The 25,961-nt window shown below is 70.2% G+C and carries 23 protein-coding genes; 12 read left to right on the forward strand and 11 right to left on the reverse strand.

Annotated elements, in window-relative coordinates:
- Nucleotide 1 precedes the first annotated feature (1 nt).
- Nucleotides 2-922, reverse strand: a complete 921-nt coding sequence (locus AB4Z01_RS16060; protein WP_429224528.1) for an ABC transporter permease subunit — start codon at nt 920-922, stop codon at nt 2-4.
- A 189-nt stretch (nt 923-1,111) separates the two neighbouring features.
- Nucleotides 1,112-1,981 (reverse strand): fructosamine kinase family protein, encoded by an 870-nt coding sequence (locus AB4Z01_RS16065; protein ID WP_441695291.1) that lies wholly within the window; start codon nt 1,979-1,981, stop codon nt 1,112-1,114.
- A 75-nt stretch (nt 1,982-2,056) separates the two neighbouring features.
- On the opposite strand from AB4Z01_RS16065, the gene AB4Z01_RS16070 reads away from it, so the two are divergent.
- Both AB4Z01_RS16070 and AB4Z01_RS16075 read left to right on the forward strand, forming a co-directional pair.
- Nucleotides 2,057-3,373: a YcaO-like family protein gene (locus AB4Z01_RS16070; RefSeq protein ID WP_441695294.1), complete on the forward strand. Its 1,317-nt coding sequence runs from the start codon at nt 2,057-2,059 to the stop codon at nt 3,371-3,373.
- Nucleotides 3,374-3,501: 128 nt separating this feature from the next.
- Nucleotides 3,502-5,490, forward strand: coding sequence for a BTAD domain-containing putative transcriptional regulator (locus AB4Z01_RS16075; RefSeq protein ID WP_441695296.1), 1,989 nt, complete (start codon nt 3,502-3,504; stop codon nt 5,488-5,490).
- Here AB4Z01_RS16075 and AB4Z01_RS16080 read toward each other — a convergent pair.
- The 3 genes from AB4Z01_RS16080 to AB4Z01_RS16090 form a co-directional block, all read right to left on the reverse strand.
- Nucleotides 5,478-5,897, reverse strand: a complete 420-nt coding sequence (locus AB4Z01_RS16080) for a hypothetical protein (RefSeq protein WP_441695298.1) — start codon at nt 5,895-5,897, stop codon at nt 5,478-5,480. The genes AB4Z01_RS16075 and AB4Z01_RS16080 overlap by 13 nt on opposite strands.
- Before the next feature lie 138 nt (nt 5,898-6,035).
- Complete coding sequence (locus tag AB4Z01_RS16085) at nt 6,036-7,811, reverse strand: peroxidase family protein (RefSeq protein ID WP_441695301.1); 1,776 nt, start codon at nt 7,809-7,811, stop codon at nt 6,036-6,038.
- Between the two features lie 121 nt (nt 7,812-7,932).
- Entirely contained in the window at nt 7,933-8,703 is a 771-nt protein-coding gene (locus AB4Z01_RS16090; RefSeq protein WP_441695303.1) for a GntR family transcriptional regulator, read from the reverse strand.
- 129 nt (nt 8,704-8,832) lie between these two features.
- Between AB4Z01_RS16090 and AB4Z01_RS16095 the strand changes: the two genes are divergently transcribed.
- From AB4Z01_RS16095 to AB4Z01_RS16115, 5 genes are all read left to right on the forward strand, one after another.
- On the forward strand, nt 8,833-10,218 hold the full coding sequence (locus AB4Z01_RS16095) for a family 4 glycosyl hydrolase (RefSeq protein ID WP_441695305.1): 1,386 nt from the start codon (nt 8,833-8,835) through the stop codon (nt 10,216-10,218).
- Nucleotides 10,215-11,147: a carbohydrate kinase family protein gene (locus AB4Z01_RS16100; RefSeq protein WP_441695307.1), complete on the forward strand. Its 933-nt coding sequence runs from the start codon at nt 10,215-10,217 to the stop codon at nt 11,145-11,147. Before AB4Z01_RS16095 ends, AB4Z01_RS16100 begins: the two co-directional genes overlap by 4 nt.
- A gap of 61 nt (nt 11,148-11,208) precedes the next feature.
- Nucleotides 11,209-12,483 (forward strand): ABC transporter substrate-binding protein, encoded by a 1,275-nt coding sequence (locus AB4Z01_RS16105; RefSeq protein ID WP_441695310.1) that lies wholly within the window; start codon nt 11,209-11,211, stop codon nt 12,481-12,483.
- Nucleotides 12,484-12,635: 152 nt separating this feature from the next.
- Nucleotides 12,636-13,526, forward strand: a complete 891-nt coding sequence (locus tag AB4Z01_RS16110) for a carbohydrate ABC transporter permease (protein ID WP_441695313.1) — start codon at nt 12,636-12,638, stop codon at nt 13,524-13,526.
- Nucleotides 13,523-14,398 (forward strand): carbohydrate ABC transporter permease, encoded by an 876-nt coding sequence (locus AB4Z01_RS16115; RefSeq protein ID WP_441695316.1) that lies wholly within the window; start codon nt 13,523-13,525, stop codon nt 14,396-14,398. Before AB4Z01_RS16110 ends, AB4Z01_RS16115 begins: the two co-directional genes overlap by 4 nt.
- Before the next feature lie 9 nt (nt 14,399-14,407).
- Here AB4Z01_RS16115 and AB4Z01_RS16120 read toward each other — a convergent pair whose 3' ends face one another.
- Nucleotides 14,408-15,283, reverse strand: coding sequence for a LysR substrate-binding domain-containing protein (locus AB4Z01_RS16120; RefSeq protein WP_441695318.1), 876 nt, complete (start codon nt 15,281-15,283; stop codon nt 14,408-14,410).
- 173 nt (nt 15,284-15,456) lie between these two features.
- On the opposite strand from AB4Z01_RS16120, the gene AB4Z01_RS16125 reads away from it, so the two are divergent.
- Nucleotides 15,457-17,016 carry an MFS transporter gene (locus AB4Z01_RS16125; protein WP_441695321.1) on the forward strand — a complete coding sequence of 520 codons (1,560 nt, stop codon included), beginning with the start codon at nt 15,457-15,459 and terminating at the stop codon, nt 17,014-17,016.
- On the opposite strand, the gene AB4Z01_RS16130 is transcribed toward AB4Z01_RS16125, so the two are convergent.
- Together AB4Z01_RS16130 and AB4Z01_RS16135 are read right to left on the reverse strand one after the other, a co-directional pair.
- Nucleotides 17,013-17,477, reverse strand: coding sequence for a low molecular weight protein-tyrosine-phosphatase (locus AB4Z01_RS16130; RefSeq protein WP_441695324.1), 465 nt, complete (start codon nt 17,475-17,477; stop codon nt 17,013-17,015). The two genes, AB4Z01_RS16125 and AB4Z01_RS16130, sit on opposite strands and share 4 nt — an antisense overlap.
- 48 nt (nt 17,478-17,525) lie before the next feature.
- Complete coding sequence (locus AB4Z01_RS16135) at nt 17,526-18,515, reverse strand: aldo/keto reductase (protein WP_441695326.1); 990 nt, start codon at nt 18,513-18,515, stop codon at nt 17,526-17,528.
- A 126-nt stretch (nt 18,516-18,641) separates the two neighbouring features.
- Here AB4Z01_RS16135 and AB4Z01_RS16140 point away from each other — a divergent pair, with 126 nt between their 5' ends.
- The gene (locus AB4Z01_RS16140; RefSeq protein WP_441695329.1) at nt 18,642-19,559 is read left to right on the forward strand and encodes a LysR family transcriptional regulator; all 918 of its coding nucleotides are present in this window, start codon (nt 18,642-18,644) and stop codon (nt 19,557-19,559) included.
- Here the strand turns inward: AB4Z01_RS16140 and AB4Z01_RS16145 are convergent.
- From AB4Z01_RS16145 to AB4Z01_RS16155, 3 genes are read right to left on the reverse strand one after another with little or no spacing between them, the layout of a single operon-like run.
- Complete coding sequence (locus AB4Z01_RS16145; protein ID WP_441695331.1) at nt 19,540-20,358, reverse strand: MetQ/NlpA family ABC transporter substrate-binding protein; 819 nt, start codon at nt 20,356-20,358, stop codon at nt 19,540-19,542. The two genes, AB4Z01_RS16140 and AB4Z01_RS16145, sit on opposite strands and share 20 nt — an antisense overlap.
- Before the next feature lie 32 nt (nt 20,359-20,390).
- On the reverse strand, nt 20,391-21,422 hold the full coding sequence (locus tag AB4Z01_RS16150; protein ID WP_441695334.1) for an isopenicillin N synthase family dioxygenase: 1,032 nt from the start codon (nt 21,420-21,422) through the stop codon (nt 20,391-20,393).
- A 51-nt stretch (nt 21,423-21,473) separates the two neighbouring features.
- The gene (locus tag AB4Z01_RS16155; RefSeq protein WP_441695335.1) at nt 21,474-22,355 is read right to left on the reverse strand and encodes an EcsC family protein; all 882 of its coding nucleotides are present in this window, start codon (nt 22,353-22,355) and stop codon (nt 21,474-21,476) included.
- 75 nt (nt 22,356-22,430) lie between these two features.
- Between AB4Z01_RS16155 and AB4Z01_RS16160 the strand changes: the two genes are divergently transcribed.
- The 3 genes from AB4Z01_RS16160 to AB4Z01_RS16170 all read left to right on the forward strand — a co-directional run bounded on the left by AB4Z01_RS16160 (nt 22,431) and on the right by AB4Z01_RS16170 (nt 25,929).
- Entirely contained in the window at nt 22,431-23,165 is a 735-nt protein-coding gene (locus AB4Z01_RS16160) for an NAD-dependent deacylase (RefSeq protein WP_441695338.1), read from the forward strand.
- 96 nt (nt 23,166-23,261) lie between these two features.
- Entirely contained in the window at nt 23,262-25,229 is a 1,968-nt protein-coding gene (locus AB4Z01_RS16165; RefSeq protein ID WP_441695341.1) for a PhoX family protein, read from the forward strand.
- A gap of 91 nt (nt 25,230-25,320) precedes the next feature.
- Nucleotides 25,321-25,929 (forward strand): uracil-DNA glycosylase family protein, encoded by a 609-nt coding sequence (locus AB4Z01_RS16170; RefSeq protein ID WP_441695343.1) that lies wholly within the window; start codon nt 25,321-25,323, stop codon nt 25,927-25,929.
- The last annotated feature ends 32 nt before the right edge of the window (nt 25,930-25,961 follow it).

Consider the following 25,961-nt stretch of genomic DNA (forward strand, 5'->3'; position numbering starts at 1 on the left):
TTCAGACCTTCTCGATGTCGGGACGGCCGAGCAGGCCGGACGGGCGGAAGATCAGCACCAGCACCAGGATGGTGAAGGCGGCGACGTCCTTGTACTCCGACGAGAAATAGCCCGACCAGAAGGCCTCGATCAGCCCGATCAGGATACCGCCCAGCATCGCCCCGGGCAGCGATCCGATGCCGCCCAGGACCGCCGCGGTGAAGGCTTTGATGCCGGCCAGGAAGCCGATGTAGAAGTCGATCACGCCGTAGTACAGCGTCACCATCACGCCGGCCACCGCGGCCAGCGCGGCGCCGATGACGAAGGTCGTCGAGATGGTGCGGCCGACATCGACGCCGATCAGCGCCGCCATGGTGCGGTCCTGGGCGCAGGCGCGCTGCTGCCGGCCGAGCGAGGTGCGGTTGATCACCCAGGTCAGCCCGATCATCAGGCTGAGGGTGAGCAGCACGATGACGATCTGCAGATACGACAGGCTGACATCGAAGCCGCCGCCGGAGGTCAGCTGGAAGCCGCCCGGGATCTGCGGCGGCACCGGCTTGCGCCGGGCGCCCTGCAGCAGCTGGATGTAGTTCTGCAGGAAGATCGACATGCCGATCGCGGAGATAAGCGGCGCCAGGCGGGTCGAGCCGCGCAGCGGCCGGTACGCCAGCCGTTCGACGGTCCAGCCATAGGCGGCGGTCACCACCACGCTGACGATCAGCACGATCGCCAGGGCCAGGGCCACCGACACGCCTGGCACGCCGAAGGCGCCGAGCACGACGAAGCCGATCACCGCGATGAACGCGCCGATCATATAGATCTCGCCATGGGCGAAATTGATCATGCCGATGATGCCGTACACCATCGTATAGCCGATCGCGATCAGACCGTAGATCGCGCCCAGCGTCAGCCCATTGATGAGCTGCTGCAGGAAATATTCCATGCTCGCGCCGAATTGCCTCCACAGACCATCCGCGGATGGTCGACCTCGTCTGTTCACTCGCCGTTTAAACCGAGGGCGTTTCTCTGTTCAAGCTCCGCGTCAACGTCGGATTGGCGCGACTATGGCGAAGAAAATGGACCGTTACAATCTCAATGAATCATAAGACGTTTCGGGGGCTTAGGCTATGGATCAGGCGCCATAGCGGTCGAGAATCCGGCGGATCGGCTCGGCATAGGCCGGGTCCCAGTACCGGACATGCACCAGCAGCGGATACAGCAGGTAGATCGGTCGGCGGTCGTTCCAGAAGCCGGGATCGAGCGGCGCCAGCTCGGCATAGCGGCGGAAAAAAATATCATCGAAGGTGCCGAACAGGGTCGGGTAGGTCAGCTCCATCTCAGGATGGCCGCAGGAAATGGCGGGATCGATGACGGCCGTGATTCGCCCACCCCGATGCAGCAGGTTGCCGGTCCAGATGTCGCCATGCAGCAGCGCCGGATGGCGCGGCTCCGACAGCAGGCCGTCGAGCTGGCCGGCCAGCACCTCCAGCCGGCGCAGCAGATCGGCGTCGACCGTGCCCTCGGCATGGCCGGCGCGGGCCATGTGCAGCAGGCGGTGGTCGCGGAAGAACGGCACCCAGCGGTCGGCGGGCGGGTTCGGCTGCGGCAGCTTGCCGATGGTGGTGTCGCGGTCGTAGCCGAAGCGCGGCCAGGCCGGTGCATGCAGCGCCGCCAGCAGCTCGGCGGCGTGCAGCTGCGCCGACGCCGGGGGCGGCCCGGGCTCGTGCTCGACATGCTCCAGCAGCAGCAGGTCTTCGGCGGCGTGCAGCACCGCCGGCAGCGGCAGGGCGGAATGCCGGGCCAGCTCGCCCAGCATCCAGGCCTCCAGCAGCAACGGCCCCGCCCCGGCCTTGGCCACCACCCGGCCGCCATCGGCGAGGTCGACCCGCAGCACCGCGACGGTCGACCCGCCCGGCAGCGGCTCGGCCGCCACCGGCCGCACACCGAGCGTCGCGGCGATCCGGTCGGCGAGCAAGGGATCGAGGGCGGTCAGGAGCGGCATCCGGCAAAAATCTCCACGCGTTTCGCGGCTGCCATGGTGATATGGGCGCAGGCCCCGCCCTTGATCCGGAGCATCATGCTCGCACCGCCCTCCGTCTACGACAGCTGTGCCCGGCTGTTCGAGCAAGCCCCCGATTCTGGCGCAGCCGGCCAGGCGGTGGAAGAGGCCCGGCGGCTCCTGGCGGCGTTCGGGGTGGCGCCGGACAGCAGCGACGAGGACGCGCGGACCGCCCGGCTGTTCCGGCTGGCCGCGACGCTGGAGGCCAGTTTCGCGGTGCCGGCGATGGATTATCCCGGCCTGACTGTCCTCGGCGCCCGGCTGCGCCGGCCTGCTGGCGACGGCGGCGCGGCGATCGCCGTCGATGGCGTGATCGGATGCGACCCGAGCCCGTGGCGGGCCTTCCAGAAATGCATCGGCGAGGCCGCGGAGACCCTGGCCCTGGCCGCGCCCGAGATCGGCGATGCCGCCCCGGACGGCGCGGCCGGGGCCGTCGCCGCCCGCTTCGCCGACCAAGTCGAGGCGCGGACCGGCCTGGCCTCGGACGCCGCGCTCGCGGCGGCCCCGGCCGTCGCCGGGGTCGAGCTGGCGACCGGCCGTCCCGTGCTGGTGCCGCGCCCGCTGGTCTTCGGGCGATCGGGCGGGCTGCGGGCCGCCGTCCCGGTCAGCGAAGGCTGCGCCGCCGGCCCGACCCCCGACGACGCCGCCCGATCGGCCCTGTTCGAACTGATCGAGCGGCATGTGGTGGCGCATTGGTGGCATGGCGGCCGCCCCGCCCGCCGGTTGCCGCCGGCGCTGCTGGCCGCCGCGATCGACCGGCTGCGCCCCCGGACCGGGACGCCGTGGCCGCGCCAGGGCTTCGCGCTGGAACTGGACGCCGGCGGCCTGCCGCTCGCCGTCGTCGCCGCGACCTCGGTCAGCCCCATCCATGGCCTGGTCGCCCTGGGCTTCGCCGCCCGCCCCGGCCGGGCCGCCGCGCTGGAGGCGGCCGTCCTGGAGATGATCCAGTCCGAGATCGCCAACGACCTGCTGTTCCTCCGGCTGCGCCGCGCCGGGGCGGCGCCGGACCCGGTGGACCAGGAGCGGCTTGCGGCGAAGCACGCGCTGCGGCCCGAGGCGCTGCTGGCCATGGTGGACGGCGACGCGACGGGCAACGGCGCCGAGGGGCCGGACTTCCTGCCCGACCTCCTGGCCGCACTGGCCGGGCGAAACATCGCGGTGTTCCGGGTCGATCTGACCGGCAGGGCTGGGATTCCCGTCGTGAAGCTGCTATCGCCGGAGCTACAACCCTCCTCGTCCGCCGCGGTGACGGAGGGGCTGCGCCAGACGGCCTCACAGTTCGGGCGTCCGCTGAAGTGTTTGATCGATCGCCCGGCGATATTTAATAGTTTGTGAGCCCAGTCCGCTGCGGTTCCGATTGGTTGGGGGAAGGGAGACCGCGGATGGCGGTTCCGGCACTACGGAGCGTGAGGACTCCGGATCGGGAAGACATACCCGCGCCGGAGAAAGCTGGTGTAGAGCGTATGCGGCTGTCGCTGGGCAACGGTTTCGATCTCCGCCTCGGCAATGGGGAGCGGATCGAGCTCGGCAGCCGCAAGTCCCAGGCGATCTTCGCCTTCGTCGCGCTGAGCGGCACGGCGATCGAGAGCCGCGAGCGCGTCGCCGGGGTGTTCTGGAGCGAGAGCGACGGCGATCACGCCCGCGGCTCGCTGCGGCAATGCCTGAAGCAGCTGCGCGACAATCTCGACGCCGTCCGCCCCGGTATTGTCGAGATCGGGCGGCAGGACATCCGCATCCGGCGCGAATCCATCGAGATCGATCTCGAGTTGGTCGCAGCCGATCTGTCGAAGGGCATGCTGTCGTCGATCCTGGCGCTCGGCCAGGCCAATCCCGACCGCATCCTGACCGGGTTCGAGGATCTCGACCGGGAGTTCGCCTCCTGGCTCACCGTCTGCCGGCAGCAATGGCGCAAGACCTTCATCGGCGGCCTCGAGCGGATCCTGCGCGACCCGGCCTCGGGCGAGAAGATCGCCGCCGAGGCGGCCCATGCGCTGCTCGACATCGACCCGACGCATGAAGAGGCCTATCGCGTCCTGATCCTGCAGCAGGCGCTGCGCGGCAACATCGCGGCGGCGCTGAAGTTGTACAGCACGCTGTGGGACCTGCTGCAGAACGACTACGACATGGAGCCGTCGGACGAGACGCAGCGCCTGATCGTCGACATCAAGAAAGGCTCGTTCGACGGCACCGCCCCGCCGGCTTCGGCGCCGGCCGAGGAGCAATCCCGGCTGCCGATCATCGAGGTCGACCGCCTGAGGCCCGGCCTGCCCGAGGGCATCGACGACTATGTCGTCCACGGCTTCCGCAGCGAGCTGATCGCCAATCTGGTGCGGTTCCGGGAGTGGATCGTGGTCGAGCCGCCGGAGTCCGCTCCCGCGTCCGGGGCGCCGCAGCAGGCCGATTACCGCCTGTCCACCGATTTCCGGCAGAAGGCCGACGATCTGCTGATCGTCGTCTCGCTGACCGAGCTGACCCGCAAGCGGTCGCTGTGGTCGGAGACCTTCTCGCTGGCGCTGCAATCCTGGATGGACCAGCAGCGCCAGATCGCCCGCCGCGTGTCGGCGACACTCGACATCCACATCTCGGCGAACGCGCTGTCGCGGCAGATCGGCGACCGCGACTTCGCCCACGGGCCCTATATCCGCTGGCTGCGCGCCCAGTATCTGCTGAACTTCTGGGAGCCGCAGGCGGAGTTCGAGGCCGAGGCGCTGTTCAAGGACGTGATCCGCGACTGGCCCAGCTTCGCCCCAGCCTATAGCGGCCTCGCCAACATCTACAATTCCCGGCACATCATCCTGCCGGGGGTGCGCCGCGACCGGGCGATGGCCGAGGAGGCGCTGACGCTGGCGCGGCGGGCGGCGGAGCTGGACCCGCTGGACGCGCGCGGGCACCTGACCCTCGCCTGGTCCTACATGATGACGACGCGTTACCCGCAGGCGGATCTGCATCTGGAGCTGGCGCGCGACCTGAACCCGAGCAACCCGTCGGTGCTGATGTCGGCGGCGCAGGGCTTCGCCTTCGTCGACCGCACCGACGTCGCGCTCGACCTCGTGGCCAATGCCTTCGAGCTCAATCCCCTGATCCCGCCGCATCACTGGGCCTATCTCGCCGGCATTCGCTTCCTGCACGGCGACATCGCCGGCTGCGTCGAGGCCGCCGACCGGGCCGGGCAGTCGATCTTCAACATCCCGGCCTGGAAGGCCGCCGCCCTCAGCCTGCTCGGCGACACCCGGCGGGCACAGGAGGAGGCGCGCCTCTTCCTGCGCAACGCCCGCGAAGCGTGGCACGCCACGTTCGAGTGCACCGACGCCGCCATCGTCGAGTGGTTCCTGAGCAGCTTCCCGATCCGCAACGTCGCCCGCTGGCGCGAGCTGCGGGAAGGCCTGATCCAGGCCGGCCTTCCCGCGACCGATGTCGGCGAGGAGCAGCTCTACTGGCCTCACCGGCACTGACCGAAGCTGTAGTCGCCGACGCGGAAGTAGAACATGTCGAGGGCGTCGAGCGCATTCGGGTCGCGCCGTACCTGCAGGGCGTACTCGTCCGGCAGCGGATACGGGCCGGGATACTTCGAATACTCCTCGATCCGCTGGCGCATCAGGTTGGCGGGCGGCAGCACGACGTAGAGCGCGTCGTCACGGCTGACGACCCGGATCTCCTTCCCGGATTCGGCGAAGTTCGACAGCGTGATGCCGTGATCCTTCAGCAGTTGCAGCGCCTCCGCCGTCGTCGTCGGCTTCGGGATATCGCCGATCGCCATGCCGACGATCAGCCGGCCAGCGGCCTCGCGGTCATACATGGTCATCTCGACCGGCGCAGGCGTCGGTGCGTGCTTCGGATCGTGCTTGTTATGGTCCGTCATAGCTTGCTCCTCCTTGTTCGCAAGGCGCTGTTGCCTTGCTGTATGGCGACGGCTGACCCGCCGGCGCTTTAACCCTCCGCCCCCGCGCCCCGAAGGGCGACGGAGGCGGAGGCCCCCACCACCTCCGTGCCGGCGCCGTCAGACGCTGGCTTGTGTGATCGGCCGCGATGGCGCCGCCGGCTGCGGCGGCGATTCGACGAAGCCGATGATGTCGCGCATGCCGTCCGGAACGGCGCCGCCCTTGAACAGGACTCGGCTCCAGCGCCGGATCACGCCGGGCTCGACGGTCGTCGACTCGGCCATGGATGCGGCCAAGACGACCTGGGCCACGATCGCCGATCCCAGCGGCCCGAGGCGCCGGCCCTGGTGGCGGACCTCCGCCTCGCGCAGGATGTAGTAGAACAGCGGCGTATCCTCGGCGAGGGCTTCGATCGCCCCGTCCGGCGCGTCGGCCAGGGGGTTGCGCTGGGTGCGCGCGTTCATGCCGGCCAGGCCGCCATGACCATCGCCCAGCAGTTCCTCCCGCGTCAGCTTCGGGATGCCCAGCCGGTCCGCCAGGTATTGGGCATTCGGCAGGCTGGACAGATAGGCCCGCGCCAGGTCCCGGAACGGCAGACCGCCATAGTTCTCATAGATCGGGTCGCCGCCGACCATGCGACGCATGTCGTCATGCGCCATGGCCGCCATGGTGTAGAACTGGGAGGTCATCCAGGGGCCGATCAGGTGCGACTGGTTCTCGTCGCCGCCCGGTTTCTCCGGGAAGAACAGATCCCACTCCACGATCCAGTCGTTCGGGATCGGGCTGCCCGGGATGCCGCCATCCCCGACCAGCATGCCGCGCCGGAAGGTCATCAGCCCCTTGAGGCTGGTCTCGGTCAGCGCCAGGGCCCGGTTCAGCGTGTAGGACGGCCGCACCATGGCATGACCGAAGCGGAAGGCGGCCATGATGAACTCGGCCGGCAGCGGCGTGTCAGCATCGGCGGCCAGGCGCCGGCCGAAGCCGCCCAGGTCCTGCAGAGTCTCGCGTGGCGCATAGTCGCCCCAGACCTGCGGGTCGAGCAGGTGGCCGAGATAGTCGTTGCGCACCACCGACCGGTAGGTCGCGATCACCAGCGCCCGGGCGATCTCGAACACCTCGTAGTCCGACGGGCAGTGCGGCGACGCCAGGATGGCGTCGACGATGCGGTTGTGGAAGCGGTGAAACAGGACCGTGATCTGCGACAGGACCAAATTGTTGTCGTTGCGGATGTCACCGATCAGCGGTTCGACCGGGCACTGCCGCGGCACCGCCTGCGCCGTCGGCGACAGGGTGCGCAGGTCGGTCGCGTTCGAAGCCGCGTCGAGGCAGGCGATCATCGCCAGGTCGCAGGGCTGCGGCGCCTTGGCCGTCACCGGGTCGCCGGGCACCTCCGGCGCGTCCTTGTCCCAGGTCCGGCCGCCGGTGTAGCCGACCCGCAGCTTCATCCGCAACGCGTCGGGCCCGCCGGTGCGCTGCTGGTACAGCATCGGCGACCGGAACGGACCGCCGCGATACAGGCAGTCGAGATCGAGCGCCGGGCTGGCCCAGAGCGGCCCGGCGGTCGCCGTGCGCGAGAGGGTGCCGAGATCGCTGAAGGTCAGGTCGTGCGCGATCAGCTGGCCGAGATAGGTGTAGCCGGCGGGGACGTCCGGATTGAACGTCTCCGACCCGGCGACCAGCCCGTCCAGATACATCTTGCGGGCCAGGCGCTGCAGCACGTTCATCACCAGGGCCTGGGGATGCAGGCCCTGGCGCGCGGCCTCCTGCGCCAGGCGCCAGCCGAAGATGCCGTCGGGCGGCGGCGGGCCGCCCTCGAAATAGGTCTCGGGCCGTTCCAGCCCTTGCGTCAGCGCGGCGCTACGCTGGCCGGCCCCTGTGAACCCTGAGCCATGCACGGCCGTTCCTCCCCTGCTCGGTGCACCGCGATCCGTCTTTGTCGCCGCAGCATTTAGAAGCCGGATCGTGATCGGATCGTGATTCCCACCATGGCATTTCCGAGGCAGGCTGCCGCCCGCATCAGCCCCTCTGGTCGAGGCTCAGCGGATAGCGCAGCGGATGGTGGCTGGAAAAGGTCATGTTCACCGGCTGGCCCTGCGGATCGTAGGCGATCTGCTCGATCGTCAGCACCGCGGCGGGCGGCACCAGCTCCAGGAGATCCGCCTCTTCCGCATTGGCCAGCCGGGCGCTCATCGTGGTGCGGCCGCGGTCGGGACGCAGCCGGTAGCGGTCCCGCACCTCGGCATAGAGCGAGCGGTTGCCGGTCGACCAGTCGAGGTCGAGGATCCCCGGCACCAGCCGGGCGGCGAACCAGTCCTGGGTCAGCACCACCGGCTGGCCGTCCAGGCAGCGCAGCCGCTTCAGCATCACCACATCGGCGCCGGGCGGCAGGAACAGCGGCCGTGCCACCTCCGCCGGCGCGCGGCAGACATAGCCCTCGACCAGCCGGCTCGCCGGCGTCCGACCATGCGCCTCGGCGATGGCGGTGAAGCTGCGCAGCAGGTGCAGCTCATAGGTCTCCTCGCGCCGCGCCACGAAGAAGCCGCGGCCGGGATGGCTGTGCAGCCAGCCCTCCTGCACCAGCTCGCGCACCGCCTGGCGCACGGTGATGCGGCTGACGCCGTATTGCTTCTCCAGCTCACGCTCCGATGCCAGCTTGGCATCGGCGCCGAGCCGGCCCTGCTCGATCTGCTCGCGCAGCCGCTGCTTGATCTGGCGGTACAGGGGCTGAGGATCGTCGCGCCGCAGCCCGTCGCCGGCGGGTCCGTCGCTGAGGGTGCCGTCGGTCATGGCGTCGGGAGAGGCCTCTCGGGCAGGGCGGAGATCACCCAGGCTGCATACACGCAAAATGGGGCCCCGGCCACAATTGACATGACTGGTTATAACCAGTCATAACTTTGCCGGTTCGCGGGAGGCACCATGAAACTGACCCTGGTCGGCGGCGGCGGCGTCCGCGCCCCTCTGTTCATCGAATCGGCGCTGCGCCGGGCGGAGTGGAGCAACCTGACCGAGCTGTGCCTGCTCGATATCGACGAGCCGCGGCTGGAGCTGTTCGGCGGGCTGGGCGCCGAGATCGCCCGGCGGACCAGCTCTCCCGTCAAGATCACCACCAGCCTGGACCCGGAGCGCGCCCTGGACGGCGCCGCCTATGTCGTGACCACGGTCCGGCCGGGGCTGGAGGAAGGCCGGATCAAGGACGAGCGGATCGCCCTGGCACATGGCGTGCTTGGGCAGGAGACGACCGGGCCGGGCGGCTTCGCCATGGCGCTGCGCAGCATCCCGACCATCCTGGGCTATGCCGACCTCTTGCAGCGGGTCAGCCCCGGCGCCTGGCTGTTCAACTTCACCAACCCGGCCGGGCTGGTGACCCAGGCGCTGCGCGATGCCGGCCACGACCGCACCATCGGCATCTGCGACGGCGCCAACGCCGCCCAGTCGGCCGTGGCGCGCTGGTTCGACGTGCCGGAGAAGGCGGTGCGCACCGAGGTGTTCGGCCTGAACCACCTGTCCTTCACCCGCCGCGCCGAGATCGGCGGCGAGGACGTGCTGCCGCGCCTGCTGGCCGACGATGCCTTCCTGGCCGCCTCGGCCCAGAAGGTGTTCAGCCCGCGCGTCGTCCGCCGCCACGGCATGTGGATCAACGAGTACCTCTACTACTTCTACTATGCCGAGAAGGCGGTGGAGGCGATCCGGTCGGACGTCCGCACGCGGGGCGAGGAGGTGCGCGACCTGAACCACGGGCTGATCGAGCAGCTGACGGCGCTGGACTGGCGCCGCAACCCGGAGCGGGCGCTGGAGGCCTATTACGCCTATGCCCACCGCCGCAACGCCACCTACATGCACTATGCCCAGGAAGGGGCGCCGAGCATGGAGGAGGCCGACCGGGCGCTGGCCGCCGGCGCCCATGCGCCGCTGGGCGACGAGGGCGAGGGCTATGCCGGCGTCGCCCTGGACCTTGTGGATGCGCTGGAGACCGGCAAAGCGCTGTACAGCGGGCTGAACGTGCCGAACCAGGGCGCCATCGAGGGCTTGCGCGACGAGGATGTGGTCGAGGTCAGCTGCGTCGTCGACCGCGACGGGGTGCGTCCGCTGCCGATCGGGCCGATGCCGGAGGCGCAGGCCCAACTGGTGCACGCCATCAAGCGCTATGAGCGGCTGGCGGTGCAGGCGATCCGCGAGCGCGACCGCGACCTGGCGGTCGAGGCGCTGGTGGCGCATCCGCTGGTGCTGTCCTATTCCCGGGCCGAGGCGCTGGTCGACGAATACCTCGCCGCCCACGCCCCCTATGTCGGCAACTGGCCGTGACCGGCCCCCGCCCCAGCGGCTGCGACGTCGTCGTGGTCGGCGAATACTACTGGGACCTGATCTTCACCGGCCTGCCGGAGGTGCCGCGGCTGGGCGCCGACCTGTTCGCCCGCGACTTCGCCACCCTGCCCGGCGCCAGCTTCACCACCGCCACGGCGCTGCACCGGCTGGGGCTGCGCACCGCCTGGGCGGCCGATTTCGGCACCGATTTGTTCAGCCAGCTGGCGCTGGATGCGGCCCGGAAGGAGGGGCTGGACGACCGGCTGTTCCGCCGGCTGGACCAGAAGCTGGAACGGGTCAGCACCGCTTTCTCCTTCGCGCATGACCGCGGCTTCGTCAGCTACGCCGTGCGCGACGACCTGCCGCCGACGCCGGAGGCGCTGGCCGCGGTCGCACCGAAGGCGCTGCTGCTGCAGAGCTTCCGGCTGCAGCCGGAGCTGCTGGACCTGGCCCGGGCGGCGAAGCGGCAAGGGGTGCTGGTCTATCTCGACTGCCAGCATGTGCCGCACCGGATCGATACTCCGGGCGTGGCCGAGCTGTTCCACGAGATCGACATCTTCGCGCCGAACGAATCCGAGGCCCTGGCCTTCACCGGCGCGCCGGACGTCAGCACGGCGCTGGAGCGGCTGTCGCAGATGGTGCCGACCGTCCTGGTCAAGCGCGGGGCCGCCGGCGCCATCGGCGTCAGCCGGGGCGAGCGCTGCGCCGTGCCGGCCCCGGAAGTGACGGTTGTGGACACCACCGGCGCCGGGGACAGCTTCAACGCCGGCTTTCTGTACGGCCGGCTGCGCGGCTTCGATTTCCGCGACAGCCTTTCCCTGGCCGCGTGCTGCGGCGCACTGGCCACCACCGATTACGGCGGCCGGGCTCTGCCGCGCGAGGCCGAGCTGCTGGCGCTGATCCGACAAGAGGCCCCGGCCTCCACCTGAGCGGGGTCAACCCGCCAAAAACGACAATACATCTCAAACAGGGGCTTGAACGGAGGGACCCGTGAAGATTGCCACCCTATCCCTGACCGCCGCGCTGGCCGTTTTCGCCGCCGCCGGGACCGAGGCCGGCGCCGAGGCCGCGACGGTGAAGCTGTTCTGCGGCGCCACCGACTACGACCTGTGCAGCAGCGCCGCCGAGGCCTGGGCCAAGCAGAGCGGCAACGCCGTCTCGATCAACAAGATGCCGGCGTCCTGGGACGACGCCGTGCCGCTGTACCAGCAGATGCTTGCGGCCAAGTCGACCGATGTCGACGTGCTGGTGATCGACGTGATCTGGATGGGCATGCTGAAGAACCATCTGCTCGACCTCGGCACGCTGGTGCCGAAGGAGGAGGTGGCGGCGCATTTCCCGACCACGATCGACGCCGCGACCATCGACGGCCAGCTGCTGGCCCTGCCCTGGTACATGGACACCGGGCTGATCTTCTACCGCAAGGACCTGTTGGAGAAGTACGGCAAGGCGGTGCCGAAGACCTGGGCCGAGCTGACCGAGACCGCCAAGGCGGTGCAGGATGGCGAGCGCAAGGCCGGCGACGCCGACATGTGGGGCTTCGTCTGGCAGGGGAAGTCCTATGAGGGGCTGACCTGCGACGCCATCGAATGGGTCGCCAGCACCGGCGGCGGCACCATCATCGACGCCAAGGGCGACGTCACCATCGACAACCCGAAGGCGGCTCAGGCGCTGGCCCTGGCGCATGGCTGGATCGACACGATCAGCCCGCAGGGCGTGCTGGGCTATGACGAGGAAAGCTCCCGCGCCGTGTTCGAGAGCGGCAAGGCGGTGTTCCTGCGCAACTGGCCCTATGTCTGGGGCACCTCGCAGGCCGCGGGCGGCGCCCTGGTCGGCAAGGTCGGGGTGGCGGCGCTGCCGGTCGGCGCCGCCGGCGAGAAGTCGAGCGGCTGCCTGGGCCCGGCCTATCTCGGCGTGTCGAAATATTCCGAGAACAAGGAGGCGGCGGTCAGCCTGATCCGCTACATGACCGGCGCCGCCGACCAGAAGCGCCGGGCGATCCAGGGCGCCTACAACCCGACCGTCTCTGCCCTGTACGAGGACCCTGAGGTGCTGGCCAAGCTGCCCTTCCTGAAGGACACGCAAGCCGCCTTCGCCGACAGCATCGCCCGCCCTTCCGCCGCCACCGGCGCCAGCTACAACCGGGTGTCGCAGGCCTTCTCCAAGTCGGTGCACGCGGTGCTGACCGGCGACGAGCAGCCCGACGCCGCGGTGGCCGCCCTGGCCAAGGAGCTGGACCGCCTGCGCCAGCGGGCGAAGTGGTGACAAGCCGTTCCTGAGGCCATGCGCGTTTCCCTTTTCTTGTCATTGCCGGGCTTGACCCGGCAATCCAGGGCCACGAAGAACCGCTCTGGCGGCCCCTTGATGCCCGGGTCAAGCCCGGGCATGACAAGAAGGGAACGCGTGAGAGGGACCCGATGACCGGCCGCGTCGCCCGATCGCATCGCCGGGCCGGGTGGCTGTTCCTGGCGCCGACGCTGGCGGCGCTGGCGCTGGTGGCGCTGTGGCCGCTGCTGCGCACCCTGTTCTTCTCGATCACCGACGCCACCCTGGACGATCCGACCAACTACGGCTTCGTCTGGCTCGACAACTTCATCGACGTCGCCCGCGACCCGCAATGGTGGCGGGCGGTCGAGAACACGCTGGTCTTCACCATCGTCTCGGTGGCGCTGGAGACGCTGCTGGGCCTCGCCATCGCCCTGCTGCTGAACGAGACGATCCCTGGCCGCGGCGTGCTGCGCGCCGCCATCCTGGTGCCGTGGTCGATCCCGGTCGTGGTCTCGGCCAAGATCTGGGAATGGCTGCTGCACGACCAGTTCGGCATCATCAACCGCTTGCTGATCGACCTGCATCTGATCGACAAGGGCGTGGCCTGGACCGCCGATCCGTCGCTGGCGCTGGGCGTCGTCATCTTCATCGATGTCTGGATCACCACGCCCTTCATGGTGCTGCTGATCCTGGCCGGGCTGCAGCTGATCCCGGCCGAGATTCATGAGGCGGCGCGGGTCGACGGCGTGTCGTGGTGGAGACGCCTGACCTCGATCACCCTGCCGATGCTGCGGGTGCCGATCGGCGTCGCCGTGCTGTTCCGCACCCTCGACGCGCTGCGCATGTTCGACCTGAGCTACGTCCTCGGCGGCAATGGCGACCCGACCATGACCATGACGATCTATGCCCGCAACCAGCTGGTCAGCTTCCAGGAGCTTGGCTACGGCTCAGCCGCGTCGACCTGGGTGTTCCTGCTGATCGCCTTGATCGCCATCGTCATCATCGGTGCGATCCGGCTGGACCGGACGAGCATCCGATGACCGTCGCGGCCGCCCCAACCCTGGCTCGGACCGCCGCCCGGTACCGCCGGCGCCGGCTGCTGAAGACCATCGGGCTGGGCGTCGCCGTCATCCTGGTGCTGGTCTACACCCTGTTCCCCTACTACTGGGCGATCGTGTCCTCGCTGAAGACCGGGGCGTCGCTGTTCGAGGCGACGCTGCTGCCGGCCTTCGACCTGATCTACTACAAGGCGCTGCTGCACGACCCGGTGTTCCTGGGGTCGATCGTCAACTCGCTGATCGTCGCCGGCTCGGCCACCGGGATCTCGCTGCTGCTCGCCATCGGCGCCGCTTATGCGCTCGGCCGGCTGGACTTCCCGCTGCGGCGGACGGTGCTGCTGGTGATCCTGATGATCTCGATCTTCCCGCAGATCGTGGTGCTGTCCGGGATGTTCGAGCTGGTGCGCTGGTTCGGCCTGTACAACCGAATCGGATCGCTGACCTTCGCCTATCTGATCTTCACCCTGCCCTTCACCGTCTGGGTGCTGACCGGCTTCATCCAGGACATCCCGCGCGAGCTGGAGGAGGCGGCGCTGATGGACGGCGCCAGCCGCGGCCGTGTGCTGGTCAGCGTGCTGCTGCCGCTGATGGGCCCGGCCCTGGCCTCGACCGGCCTGCTGGCCTTCATCCAGGCCTGGAACGAGTTCCTGTTCGCTTTGACCTTCATCCTGTCGGACGAGAACCGCACCGTGCCGGTGGCGATCGCCACCATCTCCGGCGGCAGCCGCTACGAATACCCCTTCGGCCCGATCATGGCGGCCTCGGTGGTGGTGACCCTGCCGCTGATCGTCCTGGTGCTGGTGTTCCAGCGCAAGATCGTCGCCGGCCTGACCGCGGGGGCGATCAAGGGTTAGGGAGCGCGCCTAGACCGCCCGGGCGAGGAGCGCCGGAGCAGCCTCCGCCGATTCCACGATCAGCCGGCCGAGCTCGCGGGCGCAGGGCAAGGTGGTGCCGGGCCGCCAGATCAGGGCGAACTCCACCTCCGGCAGCGGCGGCAGGCCGTGGCGGCCATCGAGGATCTTCATCCCCGGCTCGATCTCGTCGCGGGCGATCATCGAGACGGCCAGCCCCGCCAGCACCGCCGCCCGCAGCCCGTGCTGGTTGCCCGAGGTGAAGCCGACATGCCATTCGACATCCGACGCGCTGATGGCGTCGACGGCGATGGCGCGGCACGGACAGGGCGGCGGGGCGAGGGCGAGCGGCAGCGATGTCCCCGGCGTCCAGTCGAAGCCCTCGGCCGCGGCCCAGACGAATTGCGTCCGCCGCAGCACCGTACCGCCGGTTTCGCCCGGCAGGGACATCACCACGGCGAGGTCGAGCTCGCCGGCCTCGACCTTGGCCCGCAGGTCGAGGCAGACGCTGACCGCCACTTCGAGCCGCACCTGTGGGTAATCACGGGCATAGCGGCGCAGCAGCACTGGCAACCGGTCGCCTAAAAAATTCTCCGGCACGCCGAAGCGGACGACGCCGGAGACCGATGAGGGCAGGAAGCGCCGGGTCAGCATGTCCTGCGCCTGCAGGATCTGCTCGGCATGGCGCAGGAACTCCTGGCCGTCCTCGGTCAGCAGCAGCTTGCGCGTGGTCCGGAGCAGCAGCGGCCGGCCCACCTGCTCCTCCAGCCGCCGGATCTGGTGGCTGACCGCCGACTGGGTCAGGTGCAGCCGTTCGGCCGCACGGGTGAAGCCGCCGGACTCATGAACGGCAACGAAGGCACGCAGCAGGGCGGGGTCGAAGTCCATAGGCCCAATATATGATGGCGGAAAATGGACGCCACAAAATTAAATCATTTCCATCATGAAAGCGGATTGGCCAGAGTCAGGCAGCCCGATCGAGCACCCCACCGACTCCCGCCGCGCCGCGGTCCGCGCAAGCCTTGCGCGGCGGCGCGGCCTGTCGCTTCGAAAGAAGGATCATGGCTCTTTCACCATCTGCCCGGAACCTGGCCGCGCTGGTCGGCGTCTGCCTGGCGTCGCTGATGTTCGGCCTCGAGATCTCCAGCGTGCCGGTGATCCTGCCGACGCTGGAAACGGCGCTGCCCGCCGATTTCCGCGGGCTGCAATGGATCATGAACGCCTACACCATCGCCTGCACCACGGTTCTGATGGCCACCGGCACCCTGGCCGACCGCTATGGCCGCAAGCGCGTCTTCACCGTCACCACCGTCGCCTTCGGCGCCACCTCGCTGATGTGCGGCCTGGCCGACGACGTGTCGTTGCTGATCGCCGTCCGCTTCCTGCAGGGCTTGGCCGGCGGCGCCATGTTCACCTGCGTGATCGCGATCATCTCGCACCAGTTCCAGGACGAGCGCGAGCGCGGCCGCGCCTTCACCGCCTGGGGCGTGATCAGCGGCATCGGCCTCGGCTTCGGCCCGATCATCGGCGGGCTGATCGCCAACTGGGCGAGCTGGCACTGGGTGTTCCTGATTCATGTGCCGCTGACCGTGCTGGCGCTGATCCCGGCCCTGATCGGCATCCGCGAATCGCGCGACCCGCACGCCCAGAGGCTGGACGTCGCCGGCATCGTCACCCTGACGCTGGCGGTGTTCGGCCTGGCCTTCCTGATCACCCAGGGGGCAGAGCTGGACCGCGCGACCGCGATCGGCCTGGCGGTCCTGACCGTCGCCGCCTCCGCCGGCTTCGTGGTGGCGGAGCGGGTCAACCCGCATCCGATGTTCGACTTCTCGGTGTTCCGGATCCGCCGGTTCAGCGGCGCGATCATCGGCTGCATCGGCATGAACTGGTGCTATTGGCCGTTCATGATCTACCTGCCGATCTACTTCCAGGGCGGGCTGGGCCTCGACAGCCGGACGGTCGGGTTCCTGCTGCTGGCCTACACCATCCCGTTCCTGGTGATGCCGCCGCTGGCCGACCGGCTGCTGCAGCGCGGCGGCCCGCGCCTGGTGATCCCGCTCGGCATGGCGGTGATGGGGACGGGCTTCCTGCTGATGCGGCTGGGCGCTGGGGTCGAGCACGCCGGCTGGCTGACGGTGCTGCCCGGTGCGCTGCTGGCCGGGATCGGGCTCGGCCTGACCAACACGTCGGTGACCAACACCACCACCGGCTCGGTCCCGGCCAACCGGGCAGGCATGGCGTCGGGCATCGACATCAGCGCCCGGCTGATCACGCTGGCGATCAACATCGCGGTGATGGGGCTGATCCTGGTTGAGGGCATCCGCTGGTCCCTGCCGGACGCCCTGTCCGGCGCCTTCGGCGCGGCGCAGATTCAGGCGCTGGCCGCGTCCGTCGCCGCCGGCAACCTCGCCGCGCTGCCGCAGACCTATCCGGCACTGGCGACGCTGGATCCTTCGGGGGTGGCCGTCCACACGGCGCTGGTCGAGGGTTTCGGCTGGGTCATGCTCTACGGCGGCGTCGGCGCCTGGGTGCTGGCCGTGGTTAGCTTCGCGATCTTCGGCCCGGGCCGGACCGTTGCGGTGCAGGCCGGCCGGTCGGCGGCCTGCGCCGTGGCGGATTAGCCCAACCTTCCGTCGCGCAGTGCCGCGAGCAGACCGTCGCAGCCGGCCTCGACCAGGTCCAGCACATGCTCGAAATCGGCGCTGCCACCGTAATAAGGGTCGGGCACGTCCCGGCCCTGCAGCCCCGGCGCGTGGTCGAGGAACAGGCCGATCCGGCCGGGGCCGGCGACGGCCAGGCGCCGCATCCGGTCGAGATGGCCGCGATCCATCGCCAGCAGCAGGTCGAAGCGGCGGAAATCCGCCCGCTCCAGCTTGCGGGCGCGCAGCGGCAGCAGGTCGTAGCCTCGCGCAGCGGCGGCCCGGATCGCCGGGGCGTGCGGCGGTTCGCCGGCATGGAAGCCCTGGGTGCCGGCGCTATCGACCGCGTGATCGAGCCCCGCGGCAGCGAGCCTGGCCCGCATCACCGCCTCGGCGGTCGGCGAGCGGCAGATGTTGCCGGTGCAGACGAACAGGATGCGCATGCCGCCTGGATAGTCGGGACGCACCCAGGCGGCAAGGCGTCCGATGGTTCAGAGAGCGACGTCCTTCATCCCCTCTTCGCTGTAGCGCGCGCCGGCGATGGCGTCGGGTGCAAACAGGGCGTCCAGCGCCGCCACCTGTTCCGCCGTCAGCCGGATCGATGCGGCCGCCGCATTCTCGGCCAGATAGGCGCGGCGTTTGGTGCCCGGGATCGGCACGATATTGTCCTGCCTGGCCAGCAGCCAGGCCAGCGCCACCTGGGCCGGCTTGGCGCCCAGATCCGAGGCGAAGTCGCCCAGCGCCTCGGCCAGGCGCCGGTTCTGCGCCAGCGCGTCTTCAGCGAAGCGCGGATTGACGCGGCGGTAATCGTCCGCAGCCAGAGACGAGGTGTCGGTCACCGCACCGGCCAGGAAGGCGCGGCCGAGCGGCGAATAGGGGACAAAAGTGGCCCCCAGTTCGCGGCAGGCCTCGAGCACCCCGTTCCGCTCCGGATCGCGGGTCCACAGCGAATACTCGCTCTGCACCGCCGCGATCGGATGCACCGCATGGGCCCGGCGCAAAGTCTCGGCCGACACCTCGGACAAGCCGATCTGCCGSACCTTGCCGGCCTGCACCAGCCCSGCCATGGCGCCGACCGACTCCTCGACCGGCACGTCGGGGTTGCGGCGGTGCATGTAGTAGAGGTCGATGATTTCGGTGCCGAGGCGCCGCAGCGAGGCCTCGGCCGCGGCCCGGATATAGGCCGGCGAGTTGTCGACCCGCCGCCCGGCGACGCCGGGCTCCCGCACGATGCCGAATTTGGTGGCCAGCACCACCTGGTCGCGCCGGCCCTTGAGGAAGCGGCCGACCAACTCCTCATTATGGCCAGAGCCGTACATGTCGGCGGTGTCGAGGAAGTCGATGCCATGCTCCAGCGCCGCGGCGAGGGTGTCGAGCGACTGCGCATCGTCGCGCGGGCCGTAGAATTCGGACATGCCCATGCAGCCGAGGCCGATGGCGGAGACGGTGGTGCCGTCCTGGCCGAGAGAGCGTCTGTCCATGGTCTTCTCCTTGGCTTCCGAAGCCGCCGGTCGCGCGGACCGCTGCGGCACGCCAGGAGAATGGGGGTTGGGAGATCATGCGATAAGCCGTAGATATGCGCACGAGCTGATGAATCGGGTTCAGCAATGCTTCGCCCCGACCTCCCCGATCTGGCCGCGTTCGCCGCGGTGGCGCGGCATCGCAGCTTCCGCAAGGCGGCGATCGAGCTGGCCCTGTCGGCCTCCGCCCTCAGCCATGCCATCCGGGGGCTGGAGGAGCGGTTGGGCGTACGCCTCTTGAACCGCACCACCCGCAGCGTCACCCCGACCGAGGCGGGCGAGCGGCTGCTGGCAAGACTGGAGCCCGCCTTCCGCGACATCGAAGGCGCCGTCGGGGAGATCGACCAGTTCCGGCACCAGCCCGCCGGCTCGCTGAAGATCACCGCCTCGATTCCGGCGGCGGAGCTGATCCTGGCGCCGATGGTGGCGCGGTTCCTAGAGACCTATTCCGAGATCCGGCTGGAGGTCGCCGTCACCAGCGCCCTGATCGACATCGTCGCCGGCGGCTTCGATGCCGGCGTCCGCCTGGGCGAGCAGTTGGAGCGCGACATGGTGGCGGTGCGCTTCGGCGGCGAGCAGCGGCTGGTCCTGGTCGCCGCCCCCTCCTATCTGGCGCGGCGGCCGCGGCCGGAGACGCCGCGCGACCTGACCGAGCATGCCTGCCTCGGCTACCGCTTTCCGAGCGGCGTGGTCTATGCGTGGGAGTTCGAGAAGGACGGCCGGGAGCTGACGGTCAGCCCGAACGGGCCGCTGATCGTCAACAACGACCAGCGGCTCCTGATCCGCTCGGCGCTGGACGGCACCGGCTTGGCCTATGTGTTCGAGGGGATGGTCACGGCCGAGCTGGCGGAGGGGCGGCTGGTCCCGCTGCTGCAGGACTGGTCGCCGCCCTTTCCGGGCTTCTTCCTGTACTATCCGCGCCAGCGCCAGATGCCTGCGACGCTGCGCGCCTTCGTCGATTTCGTTCGCGCCGACAACCTGACCGTCAGCCGTTCACCGGAATGACCGACCCCTGGTAACGCTCGCGGATGAACTTCGCGACCGCCGGCGAGGTCAGGATTTCGGCCAGCCGCTTGATCCGCGGATCGTCCGCCAGCTTCGGCGTGGTCACCAGGATGTTGGCATAGGGGTTGTTCTCGGCCTTCTCCAGCCCCAGCGCGTCCTTCGCCGGGGTGAGGCCGGCCTCGAGCGCGTAATTGCCGTTGATCACCGCCAGGTCGACGTCGTCCAGGGCCCGCGGCAGCAGCGCCGATTCGACCTCCAGCACCTTCAGGTGCTTCGGATTCTCGGCGATGTCGTTCGGCGTCGCCAGCTGCTTGTCCGGCTCGGCGAAGCCATCCTTCAGCCGAATCAGCTTCTGGTCCTGCAGCAGGTAGAGGGCGCGGCTGAGATTGGTGACGTTGTTCGGCACCGCCACGGTGCCGCCGTCCTGCACCTCGGCGAAGCTCTTCACCTTGCGCGAATAGACGCCCAGCGGCTCGATATGCACGGTGGCGGCGACGGCGAAGGTCTGGCCCAGCGCCTGCTCCTGCGAGCGCAGATAGGGCAGGTGCTGGAAGTAGTTGGCGTCGACATCGCCATGCGCCAGCAGCTCGTTCGGGTTCACCGCGGTCGACAGCTCGACGATGTCGAGCTTCAGGTCGGGCGCCTGGCTCTGCACGAAGGCCAGGATTTCGGCATGCGGCACGGCGTCGGCCGCGACCTTCAGCGGCGCGTCCTGCGCCAAAGCGGCGCCGGCGAAGGYGAAGGGCAAGGCGGCAGCGATCGCCGCCCGCGCCAGGCGGGCGGTCAAGATACGGATCATGATGGACCTGTGGGTTAGGTGGCGCGGCGTGTTCAGGCGGTGGCGGCTTGGGCCGCCAGGACGTCGGCGTAATGGCGCTGCGCCACGTCGGGGTGCGAGCGCAGCCGGCCCTTCAGGTAGTTCGGGCCGACATCGTGGAACAGCGGGTTCTGCGGGTCGCTGGCCGGGCCGCGCGCCTCCGCCGCCAGGGCCGGCGGCAGGTCGAGCAGCGGCACCGTGGCGTCGAGCCGGGCGCCGAGGAAGAAGGCGACCGACAGCCGGTCGGTGCCGGCCGGCGGCGTGATCACTCGGTGCACCGTGGCGCGGAGATAGCCGTTGGTCGCCAGCTCCAGCAGCTCGCCGATATTGACCACGAAGGTGCCGGGCACCGGCTCGGCGTCGATCCAGCGCCCGTCCTCGCCCTCGACCTGCAGGCCGCGCTGGGTGTCCTGCAGCAGCAGGGTCAGGAACCCCGAATCCTTGTGCGCGCCGACGCCCTGGCTGCTGCCGGTGGCCTCGCGGCCGGGGTAGCGGATGATCTTGATGTGCTGGTTCGGCGTGTCGCCATAGATCGGCTCCAGCGCGCCCTCGGGCTGCCCGAGCGACGCGGCGAAGGCCCCGAGCAGGCGGATCGCCACCCGGGTCAGCTCCGCCTGCCAGCGCAGCAGCGTGGTCTTCAGCTCCGGCTGTGCCGCCGGCCACTGATTCGGGCCCTGCAGCCGCAGCCAGGGCGGCACGCCCGGCCCCTGCGGAATCACCGCCCGCTCGGCCCCGATGTCGAACTGCTCGCGCCAGTCCGGCTCGCCGCGAGTCCGCTCCCACGCCGCCCGGGTATAGCCGCGGAAGTGCGGCGAATGCACCATCTCGATCGCCAGCTTGTCGGCCTCCGGCAGCGCAAAGAAGCGGCGCGCCTCGACCTTTACCTGCGCCACCAGCGATTCCGGCACGCCATGCCCGCTGAGATAGAAGAAGCCGACGTCCCGCGCCGCCGCACGCAGTTGGTCCAGGAAGTCCTGACGCGCCGCTTGGCCGGCATCGAGCCGGGACAGGTCGAGCAGCGGCAAGGCGAGGGTGGCGGTGGTCATGGCAGCCTCGGGCAAAAAAGAACGGCGCGCGATCGCGCGCGACCTGATAATTCACATATCTTTGTTGCGTCTAGATTTATATAACAATTTTTCAATGCTGTTATTGGCTCGTCGGATCAGGCGGAGGCTGCGCCTCTCCGGCAGGTCCGGGGGCGGCATCGGCCGGAGGCTCTCATAGGCCAGCCGCACCGCGGCGGCGCCATGGGTTCGTTCCAGCCGCCGGACGGTGAAATGGGCCCGCGCCAGACGCCGGAAATGCTCCAGGAAGGTCAGGTTGACCGCGGCGCCGGCGGCCGCGCCCAGCACCGGGGCCGCCTGGGCCGACAGCTTCAGCAGCACCGTCCCGCTGAACCGGGCGGCGACCGCGGCGACCAGCCGCGGCACCACCTTGGCGGCCGCGTCCGGCACCACCCGGGCCAGCGCGATCCGGGTGGCGAGATAGCCGGTCTCGACCGCATCATCGGCCGGGTCGGGCCGGCCCATGGCGAAGACCTTCAGGCATTCGATCGCGGTCTCCGGCGCCGCCGGGTCCTCCCCCGCCGCCTTCGCCTCGGCCGCGATCTGGCGCAGCAGCAGAGCCGTGGAGACCGGCAGCTCCGCCAGCGTGCTCGGCAGGCCGAAGCTGCCGCCCGCGGCGCCGCTGGCAGCGGCCAGGCCGCGATGCAGCCAGGTCTCCCGCCGGCGCCGCACCCGGCGGCCGCTGCGCAGCGCCGCCCTCAGAGCGACGGCGAGGGCGCGGCGGATGGCGCCGTCCAGCACGGATTGCACCTCGGCCGGCAGGTTGCGCTTCAGCGCTTCGACCGGCGTCCCCGCCAAGGCCGACAGACGGGCCACCAGCGACTCATGGTCGAGCACCGCCTTCGCCGCGGCCAGCTCGGCCATGGCGCCCGGCGGCAGGAACAGCGGGACGGGCAGTGCCGCAGCGTCGGTCATACCCAAGACATTGGGGGTCGCGGCGCGTCGACAAGGGCCGTTGAGCCATGGCGCCTCCGCCATCATCATCCCCATATGCAGCGAATCGAGCCCGGCGATCCGATCGTGATCCTGACCGGGGCCGGCATCTCGAAGGAGAGCGGCCTCGACACCTTCCGCGACGCCGGCGGGGTGTGGACCCGCGTACGGCTCGAGGATGTGGCCACGCCCGAGGCGTTCGAGCGCGACCCGGACCGGGTGCACGGCTTCTACAACGCGCGCCGCCGCACCCTGGCCGACCCGGCGGTGCAGCCCAATGCGGCGCATGCGGCGCTGGCCCGGCTGGAGCGCGACTGGCCGGGCCCGGTGCTGCTGGTCACCCAGAATGTCGACGATCTGCACGAGCGCGGCGGCAGCCGCCGGCTGATCCACATGCATGGCCAGCTGAACCGCGCCCGCTGCCTGTCCTGCGGCGCCGGCCACGCCTGGCCCGGCGACCTGGCGGTCGACACCCCCTGCCCCGGCTGCGGCGAGGCCGGCGGCATGCGGCCCGATGTGGTCTGGTTCGGTGAGATGCCGCTGGCGATGGAGGAGATCGAGGCGGCGCTGGCCGGCTGCCGGCTGTTCGTGTCGATCGGCACCTCCGGCACCGTCTACCCGGCCGCCGCCTTCGTCCACCAGGCGCTGGACGCCGGGGCCCTGACGGTCGAGCTGAACCTGGAGCCGGGCGAGGCCTCCGGACTGTTCCACATCCGCCGCCAGGACCCGGCGACGCGGCTGGTGCCGGAGCTGGTCGAGGCGCTGCTGGCGGGCGAGTTCCCGAAGCGCTGACGGACACCGCGCCGTCACCAAAACTTCATCGCGCCGTCACCCGGCCATCGCCGAGCCGGCGGAGGATCCCGCGTCCGCTCCAGCCAGGATCCTGCCATGACCAAGCGCCTCCGCGCCCGGCGCCGCCTCGCCGGCCTGCCCGCCGGCCGCTATGCCACGACCGACAAGGGCCGGGTCGTCCGGCGCACCGCCGCGGTCGAGGCGCCGCCGCTGTCCGCCCTGRTGCGGGCCAGCCTGTCGCGCCGCGGCCTGCTGTTCGGCTCCGCGGCCGCGGTCGCCGCCCTGGCCCTGCCCGGCGGGCGCGCCGAAGCGGCCGAAAGCACCGCGAGCTTCCCCGAGCTGGCACGGGTGATGGACGACCGCGACCACATCGCCGCGGGCTACGACCGCAAGGTTCTGATCCGCTGGGGCGACAAGCTGCTGCCGGACGCGCCGGAATTCGACCCCGCCGCCATGACCGCGGCGGCGGCGGAGCGGCAGTTCGGCATGAACAACGACCTGCTGGTCTATTTGCCGCTGCCGATCGGGTCGGGGGGGGCCGACCACGGGCTGCTGTTCGTCAACCACGAGTACCCGAACCCGCAGCTGATGTGGCCCGGCCTGACCGAGGACGACGCTGGCGGCAAGCTGACCGAGGCCCAGGTGGCGGTCACCATGGCCGCGATCGGATGCTCGGTGATCGAGGTGCGGGACGACGGCGCGGGCTGGCAGGTGGTGCCCGGCAGCCGCTACGCCCGCCGGATCACGCCGGCGACACCGATTCGCATCTCCGGCCCCGCCGCGAGGCATCCGCTGATGCGCACCGCCGCGGACCCGGAGGGGCGCACGGTCCTGGGCACCTTCGACAACTGCAATGGCGGCATGACGCCCTGGGGCACCGTGCTGTCCTGCGAGGAGGGCTTCGACGGCTGGTTCGGCGGCGACCCGGCCAAGAGCGAGCATGCGGCGCTGCTGGCCCGCTACGGCGCCGACGAGGCCGAGGACGGCTATGGCTGGGGCCGGTTCCATGACCGCTTCCACTATGAGCGCGAGCCGAACGAGGCACACCGCTTCGACTGGGTGGTGGAGATCGACCCCTACGACCCCGGGGCGCAGCCGGTGAAGCGCACCGCGCTGGGCCGCATGGCGCATGAGAATGCCGGCTGCGTCGTCGCGCCGGACGGCCGCGTGGTGGTCTACATGGCCGACGACCACGACTTCGACTACCTGTACAAATTCGTCACCGCCAAGCCCTGGAACCCGCAGGACCGCGCCGCCAACCGCGACCTGCTGGACGAGGGCACGCTGTATGTCGCCCGGTTCAACCCCGACCACACGCTGGACTGGCTGCCGCTGGTGCAGGGTGAGGGCAAGCTGACCGCCGAGAACGGCTTCGCCAGCCAGGGCGACGTGGCCATCAAGACCCGCCTGGCCGCCGACCTGGCCGGGGCCACGCCGATGGATTCGCCGGAGGGCTTCACCGTCAACCCGGTCACCGGGAAGATCTACGTCGCCCTGACCGAGAACGAGGATAGCGAGGTGGGGCAGATCAACGTGGCCAACCCGCGGGCGCCGAATCCCGAGGGCCATGTGCTGGAGCTGGTGCCGCCCGAGGCCTCCGGCCGGGTCGACCATGCCGCGGCCCGCTACGGCTGGGACATCTTCATCCTGTGCGGCGACCCGGCGAAGCCCGAGGCCCAGGCGCGCTACCACCCCGACACCTCGGCCAATGGCTGGTTCACCGACCCCGACAACATCGCCTTCGACCCGGCCGGGCGGATGTATGTCTGCACCGACGGCCCGCCGGACGCCGGCTTCAACGACGCGCTCTACGTCCTCGACACCGAGGGGCCGGGCCGGGCGCTGCCGAAGCTGTTCTATTCGCCGCCGCGAGGATCGGAGTGCAGCAGCCCCTGCTTCACCCCGGATGGCCGCACGATGTTCCTGTCGGTGCAGCATCCGGGCGAGGATTCCGAGACGCTGGACGCCGTGACCACGCGCTGGCCGGATTTTCGCGACGGCATGCCGCCCCGGCCCTCGGTGGTCGTGATCCGGCGCACCGACGGCGGCCCGATCGGCAGCTGATGCTGATCGAGGCCGGCCCTGCGGCCGGCGCATCCGTGACCGGACATCGCGGGCGCTTGGCCGCCGCCCGCGACTGGCCTAGACCAGATGCATGGCAATTGCGGCGACGGACGATCTGACGGCGGTGGTGGCGGCAGCGCGGGCCTGCCGGATCTGCGCCGGCCGGTGGCCGCATGCGCCGCGCCCGGTGCTGCGCGCGACAACGACCGCCCGGCTGCTGATCATCGGCCAGGCGCCCGGAGCACGGGTGCAGGCCTCCGGCCTGTCCTGGACCGACGCCAGCGGCGACCGGCTGCGGCAATGGCTGGGCCTGGGCCGCGACGCTTTCTACGACGAGGACCGGGTGGCGCTGGTGTCGATGGGCTTCTGCTTTCCCGGCACCAACCCGAAGGGTGGCGACTACCCGCCGCCACGGATCTGCGCCGACACCTGGCATCCCCGGCTGCGGCCGCTGCTGCAGGGGATTCGGCTGACCCTGCTGGTGGGCGGCCTGGCCCAGGCCTATTACCTCGGCCCGCGGCGGCAGCCGAGCGTGGCGCAGACGGTCGCCGCCTGGCGCGATTACCTGCCCGATTTCATTCCCCTCCCCCATCCGAGCTGGCGCAACACCGGCTGGCTGAAGCGCAACCCGTGGTTCGAGGCGGACCTTCTACCGGTGCTGCGGGTCAGAACCGCCGGCGCGCTGGCGGGCGACGCCTGATGGCCGCCCCACCCCCGTCGCCGCAGGACCAG

Origin of the sequence: Inquilinus sp. YAF38 (assembly GCF_052113205.1) — a bacterium.
GTDB lineage: Bacteria > Pseudomonadota > Alphaproteobacteria > DSM-16000 > Inquilinaceae > Inquilinus.

Coding starts and splice junctions, on each gene's coding strand:
- AB4Z01_RS16170 (WP_441695343.1), top strand. CDS start 25,321: ATGGCAATTGCGGCGACGGACGATCTGACGGCGGTGGTGGCGGCAGCG.
- AB4Z01_RS16110 (WP_441695313.1), top strand. CDS start 12,636: ATGACCGGCCGCGTCGCCCGATCGCATCGCCGGGCCGGGTGGCTGTTC.
- AB4Z01_RS16115 (WP_441695316.1), top strand. CDS start 13,523: ATGACCGTCGCGGCCGCCCCAACCCTGGCTCGGACCGCCGCCCGGTAC.
- AB4Z01_RS16155 (WP_441695335.1), bottom strand. CDS start 22,355: ATGACCGACGCTGCGGCACTGCCCGTCCCGCTGTTCCTGCCGCCGGGC.
- AB4Z01_RS16140 (WP_441695329.1), top strand. CDS start 18,642: ATGCTTCGCCCCGACCTCCCCGATCTGGCCGCGTTCGCCGCGGTGGCG.
- AB4Z01_RS16160 (WP_441695338.1), top strand. CDS start 22,431: ATGCAGCGAATCGAGCCCGGCGATCCGATCGTGATCCTGACCGGGGCC.
- AB4Z01_RS16090 (WP_441695303.1), bottom strand. CDS start 8,703: ATGACCGACGGCACCCTCAGCGACGGACCCGCCGGCGACGGGCTGCGG.
- AB4Z01_RS16060 (WP_429224528.1), bottom strand. CDS start 922: ATGGAATATTTCCTGCAGCAGCTCATCAATGGGCTGACGCTGGGCGCG.
- AB4Z01_RS16125 (WP_441695321.1), top strand. CDS start 15,457: ATGGCTCTTTCACCATCTGCCCGGAACCTGGCCGCGCTGGTCGGCGTC.
- AB4Z01_RS16130 (WP_441695324.1), bottom strand. CDS start 17,477: ATGCGCATCCTGTTCGTCTGCACCGGCAACATCTGCCGCTCGCCGACC.
- AB4Z01_RS16120 (WP_441695318.1), bottom strand. CDS start 15,283: ATGGACTTCGACCCCGCCCTGCTGCGTGCCTTCGTTGCCGTTCATGAG.
- AB4Z01_RS16065 (WP_441695291.1), bottom strand. CDS start 1,981: ATGCCGCTCCTGACCGCCCTCGATCCCTTGCTCGCCGACCGGATCGCC.
- AB4Z01_RS16070 (WP_441695294.1), top strand. CDS start 2,057: ATGCTCGCACCGCCCTCCGTCTACGACAGCTGTGCCCGGCTGTTCGAG.
- AB4Z01_RS16150 (WP_441695334.1), bottom strand. CDS start 21,422: ATGACCACCGCCACCCTCGCCTTGCCGCTGCTCGACCTGTCCCGGCTC.
- AB4Z01_RS16080 (WP_441695298.1), bottom strand. CDS start 5,897: ATGACGGACCATAACAAGCACGATCCGAAGCACGCACCGACGCCTGCG.
- AB4Z01_RS16075 (WP_441695296.1), top strand. CDS start 3,502: ATGCGGCTGTCGCTGGGCAACGGTTTCGATCTCCGCCTCGGCAATGGG.
- AB4Z01_RS16095 (WP_441695305.1), top strand. CDS start 8,833: ATGAAACTGACCCTGGTCGGCGGCGGCGGCGTCCGCGCCCCTCTGTTC.